This window comes from Chryseobacterium sp. Leaf201, from assembly GCF_001421435.1.
GTDB lineage: Bacteria > Bacteroidota > Bacteroidia > Flavobacteriales > Weeksellaceae > Chryseobacterium.
Window position 1 is genome coordinate 1 of sequence record NZ_LMKA01000021.1, and the last position, 4,696, is coordinate 4,696.

Here is a 4,696-nt window from a genome sequence, read left to right on the forward strand (position 1 = left end):
AAAACATTGGCATTACTCCATGTCGTTCCTCCTCACTCATTATTTTCGTCACTCATTATTTTCGGTCTTCCCCGCGGTTTGTTTTCCAGACCTAAAATACCACTTTTTTCGTAATCCCGCCGCCAGTTCAGGATACTGGATTCCGCTGCAATATTAAACTTTACAGCGGCCTGTTTTACCGATAAACCCCTTTCATGGATTGTTTTTAAAACGACTAATTTGAATTTTACATCATACGTACTAGTGCTCCTGCGCTGCAGTCCCTGCGCTCCATATAGCTCATAAAACCGAACCCACTTGCGAACCATTGTCGGATCCAGACCAAATTTATGTGCCAGTGATTTTATTGAAAGATCACTCCCTAAAATCTTCTCTACGCAGCTTTGCTTAAACTCTAAACTATATTTTGATATGCCCATAATTAAAAAATGCCCCTAAAAAGTGTCTAACTTTTTGGGGGCAGTCCAAAATAGAGGGATTTTTTATTGAGACATGGTAAACCCCATAGAGGCCAGGAAGTCAAGTTCGAAAAGGTTACTGAGTTCGCTCACCGGACAGCAGCTGGCTTCTATGATAGGATTGAGGGTAGAAACAGTAATAAGAAGCGTTAAAAAATCGAATAGCAAAATAAACTTGAAATCAGAAACACGAAAGTTTACATTTAACGTCAAACTGTTTCTGAAGGTAAGGTGTCACAAAATGATTAGATTGTAATTGCTGAATGTTTGGTGTGTTTTTATCTCAAAAGGCGATAGTACAATAAAGATATTCTGTGATTTGTATTTCTAAAAAACTTTATATTTGTATAAATAATCTTATTATGAAAAGCATTATAATATATCCGGATAATCCAAAACAATCTTCCGTTATCGAAGCTTTTTTAGAAGAGATGAAAATCCGTTTTAAAAGCCAGGAAGACATTATAATTTCAAAAGAGATAAAACAATCTATTCTAGAAGGCATAAAAGATGCAGAGAAAGAGGAGCTTATATCAAATGAAGATGTTAGAAAAAAAGCTGCAGCTTTATGTTCAAAATAGAATGGACTAGAAAAGCAGAGCATTTATATCTGGAAACTTTGGATTTCTGGATCAAGCATAATAATTCTGCTACCTACTCGAAGAAAATATTAAAACACGTTTCTGAAAAAGAAGATTATATAGCCAATAATCCTTATGCAGGACAAGAACTTTTCGATATTCCTGATGTCCGTTATGTAGTTGTTCTAAAGAAATTTTTAATTTTTTACAGAATCAATAATAAAACAATTGAAATCCTATCTTTCTGGGATGGCCATAAAAATCCACAAGATTTAGAGTTATAATTTATCCCTTTAATTTTTTTTAGTTGAATTGCTGTCGATCTTAGATGTCTAATTAAGAAACAATAGGTAATAAATTAATTAAAGCTGTTGTTATCTAATCGATAATTCTCACAAAACGATTAAAAATTAATAGTATTGGAAAATTAAAAGGATGTTTCGGTAGGAATAAATTTAGCCTGTCTAATAAATCCCAGAAAATTAAAATTGTTAATTTGTATTAATTAAAAAAAATTAGACTCTGTAAAAAATGCTATTAAACACTATAAATAATAAAATATTAAAAGCTCAAGTGGATATCCAACTGCACGACTTCACAGTTTTGACAGGTGAAAATGGGTCCGGCAAAACACAACTTTTAAAACTTATCCTAGATAATGCAAGAGGGTTTAATAGATTTGATGTTGTTACTTTATATAATATAAAAAGAGATCAAGTCGGCGGATTTTTTCCATTAATGTCAGATAGCAATATTTCACTGCAAGATGTAGTTTATTCATCTCCGGGTCTGAAAAGCGAGCCCTACGAAAACGAAAATCTTCAACCACTAATTGAAATTATAAAGCAGCAGTGGTATACCTTAGAACCAACAGCTAGAATATATGGGATAATAAGGCATAAAGAATTTAATAACGACAGTTCAGAATTAATAGAAATACAAGCAGCAATGGATCGATATATTAAATTTGCTGTGCAAACTGACAATGAAAATAACCCACCTAAAGCAAAAATAATTGAAGCTGGACATTTACAACAACTTAAAGCTCTTTCTGAAAAGAGTGGAAAGCCCATTGATGAACTTTATTTAGTTGATTTCATTATATTTTATCCTATACCATTAGGATTGTTCTCTACCGCGCTCGATATGTTATTTCATCAGTTTGAACTAAAGTCAATTCATTACCCTCTACTTACTACTGGTGTCCGGGCACCAATTGACGTTTTTAATGATATTTTGGAAAAGGCTCAATTCAGATATAAAGCTGAATATACGGTAAGTTCGCACATAGAATATCCACTCCCAGTGAGACTCATAGACATAAAAAGCGGAACGAGAGTTGACTTTCAAAGTTTATCTTCGGGAGAAACAACAGTTCTGGCTTTGATTTTTGCGCTATACAATTCTGAAAACAAGGGACATTTTCCGCAGGTCATTTTATTTGACGAGCCAGACGCACATCTTCATCCATCGCTCACAAAGATCTTTCTAGATGTTATCCAAGATGTACTTGTTAAAGATCGACACGTTAAAATTATCCTAACAACCCATTCTCCTTCTACCGTAGCGCTTGCTCCGGAAGAATCAATTTATTGCATGGAAAGAGATTTGGGTTACCCTACGAAAATGGATAAACGAACCGCAATAAATATTCTTGGCAGTGGAATGGCTTCGTTAACTATTGAGGAAAGCAATCTAGGTATTACTTATAATATAAAAAAGGAAAATAAACATATTTTGTTTACTGAGGGAATAACAGATAAAATTAACATAGAAACCGCTTGGAATAAATTATATCCTGATAAAAAAATGGATTTCTACATTCAGGATTGTTTTTCTGCAAGCTTTCTAGGGACATTGTTTAATTTGGGGGATGATGAGCCAGACGGTATATTCTATCAGTTCAATGAACTGAAAATGATTGGTCTATTTGATTTTGATGAAGCTGGTTATACAAATTGGAACCGGGTTAAGAAATTTCCAAATCTTCTCGAAGAAAACCCAAGGAAAGGATTAACAAGATCTAATGGTCATAATGGCTTTTTAATGCTTTTACCAGTTCCTGATATTCCTGAAATCGAAAAGCAGGTGATTAGTAATGGAAATAATACTTACAAACAGCGGTCTTATCTTACAATAGAATCATTGTTTTTTGAAATTCCAGAAATAAAGAAATTTTTTATTGAACAATCACTGCCCGGTGGTGGAGTTGTACATTTGATTGGCGATAAAAACAAGAAAAAAATTTCCGGCATACTGGAAACTCTTCCAGCAGAAGCATTTAAAGAATTTATACCTTTATTTGAGAAGATAGAATGGATATTAACATCATAGCAAATTTTAAAAAAATCTAAACTTTAAGTTTCTGAATGTTTATTGATATTCTGCTTTAATATTACTTTCGGTTATCACATTACAAAGTGATTGTAGTCTAAAGCATATTATCTCAAAAAACGATTGCTTATATTTAGCACATATCACTACGCATTTGGGTGGATATGCGCTATTGTATAGCGGATATAAATAAGTTATGGGTAACCCTATCAGAAACGAAACTCCAACAAAAAACAACTAATTTAATGACAGATAAGTTGATAACTTTAAACAAATTAAATCACTTTCGAAAAAAGGACAAATTTTCAGTTAGTGCTTGGGAAGAACGAGGACTAAATCCATCTGACAATGAAGTATGTGATAGACTTCAAAATTTATTCAACGATTGCGCTGACAATTTAATTGAAGCTATAAATTCTGACTTTAATCCCAAACAGCTTAAAAGCATTTTAAAAAAGTGGTTAGACAGTATTGACAGTTCTAGTTATGACACGGAAGAGCGTGAGCTTATATGTGACTACTTTGACCAACTTTCGAAAATTATTTCTGTTGACTTCAAAAATAATCTGAATAATTGGCTTTATGGAAAAGTGCTTAACACTTTATTCAAAGTAACATCTTTCTTAAAAGGACAAGAAAAAGTATTAGAAACATTATCTCAAAACTGCACGAAATGCAATTCAAAACTTGAGACTTTTATTATGCGAAAAGAAGAAGGCATTCCTGATTATTCGTGGAAAATAATACAATGTAATGACTGTAATGAATATAATTTGCTTTCAACAGGACCAAATATTAAAGAATATCGTTTCGGAAATTATAAATCAATTGAACAACTACCAAAAATCGAATTTACAGAAGAACAAGCGAATACAAGACTTCAACAAATAAAAACGTTTAGAAAATAACTAGCGAAAAAGAGCTGCCCATAACAAAAGCGTTTGGCAATAGCAGGCGGAACATCATCAGTTCAGGTTTTGCGCTTCGATTTGCCCGCCATCGCTAAGCCCCGAAACGTTAATAAATACTTTAAAGTCTCAAAAAACGATAAATTAAACGAAGACTACAGCGCAGACCAGTAAATATCTCTACCATAAACCATCAAAGACATTCTAATCAAAATTGCGGATATAATGAAAATATTTCTTTTTCTTTCATTTATTTTCTTACCTATATTGAGTTTTGGACAAAAACTGAGAGATTCTACATATGTCAAACCTTATGTTGATTGTACAGAATTTTATAAAAATGATTCAATTCTATTAGAAAAATTAAAAAGCGAAAAACCTCTAATCAACTACTCTACATTAAATAAAATAATTT

At 32.5% G+C, this 4,696-nt stretch carries 7 protein-coding genes; 6 read left to right on the forward strand and 1 reads right to left on the reverse strand.

The window, feature by feature from the left end:
- Positions 1-32: 32 nt before the first annotated feature.
- Complete coding sequence (locus tag ASE55_RS02795; RefSeq protein ID WP_056215260.1) at positions 33-419, reverse strand: helix-turn-helix domain-containing protein; 387 nt, start codon at positions 417-419, stop codon at positions 33-35.
- 401 nt (positions 420-820) lie between these two features.
- Here ASE55_RS02795 and ASE55_RS02800 point away from each other — a divergent pair, with 401 nt between their 5' ends.
- The 6 genes from ASE55_RS02800 to ASE55_RS20590 form a co-directional block, all read left to right on the forward strand.
- Positions 821-1,039: a hypothetical protein gene (locus ASE55_RS02800; protein ID WP_056215263.1), complete on the forward strand. Its 219-nt coding sequence runs from the start codon at positions 821-823 to the stop codon at positions 1,037-1,039.
- The gene (locus ASE55_RS02805; protein WP_056215265.1) at positions 1,027-1,323 is read left to right on the forward strand and encodes a type II toxin-antitoxin system RelE/ParE family toxin; all 297 of its coding nucleotides are present in this window, start codon (positions 1,027-1,029) and stop codon (positions 1,321-1,323) included. Before ASE55_RS02800 ends, ASE55_RS02805 begins: the two co-directional genes overlap by 13 nt.
- Before the next feature lie 247 nt (positions 1,324-1,570).
- Positions 1,571-3,373 carry an AAA family ATPase gene (locus ASE55_RS02810; protein WP_056215268.1) on the forward strand — a complete coding sequence of 601 codons (1,803 nt, stop codon included), beginning with the start codon at positions 1,571-1,573 and terminating at the stop codon, positions 3,371-3,373.
- Positions 3,374-3,618: 245 nt separating this feature from the next.
- Positions 3,619-4,281, forward strand: coding sequence for a DUF4844 domain-containing protein (locus ASE55_RS02815; protein WP_185116269.1), 663 nt, complete (start codon positions 3,619-3,621; stop codon positions 4,279-4,281).
- Positions 4,282-4,314: 33 nt separating this feature from the next.
- Positions 4,315-4,455, forward strand: a complete 141-nt coding sequence (locus tag ASE55_RS20225; protein ID WP_157844618.1) for a hypothetical protein — start codon at positions 4,315-4,317, stop codon at positions 4,453-4,455.
- 51 nt (positions 4,456-4,506) lie between these two features.
- On the forward strand, positions 4,507-4,696 hold a 190-nt coding region (locus tag ASE55_RS20590; RefSeq protein ID WP_238584975.1), incomplete at its 3' end, for a hypothetical protein.

Excerpts from the sequence above, each read along its gene's own strand:
- ASE55_RS02795 (WP_056215260.1), bottom strand. The coding sequence starts at position 419 with ATGGGCATATCAAAATATAGTTTAGAGTTTAAGCAAAGCTGCGTAGAG.
- ASE55_RS02800 (WP_056215263.1), top strand. The coding sequence starts at position 821 with ATGAAAAGCATTATAATATATCCGGATAATCCAAAACAATCTTCCGTT.
- ASE55_RS02805 (WP_056215265.1), top strand. The coding sequence starts at position 1,027 with ATGTTCAAAATAGAATGGACTAGAAAAGCAGAGCATTTATATCTGGAA.
- ASE55_RS02810 (WP_056215268.1), top strand. The coding sequence starts at position 1,571 with ATGCTATTAAACACTATAAATAATAAAATATTAAAAGCTCAAGTGGAT.
- ASE55_RS02815 (WP_185116269.1), top strand. The coding sequence starts at position 3,619 with ATGACAGATAAGTTGATAACTTTAAACAAATTAAATCACTTTCGAAAA.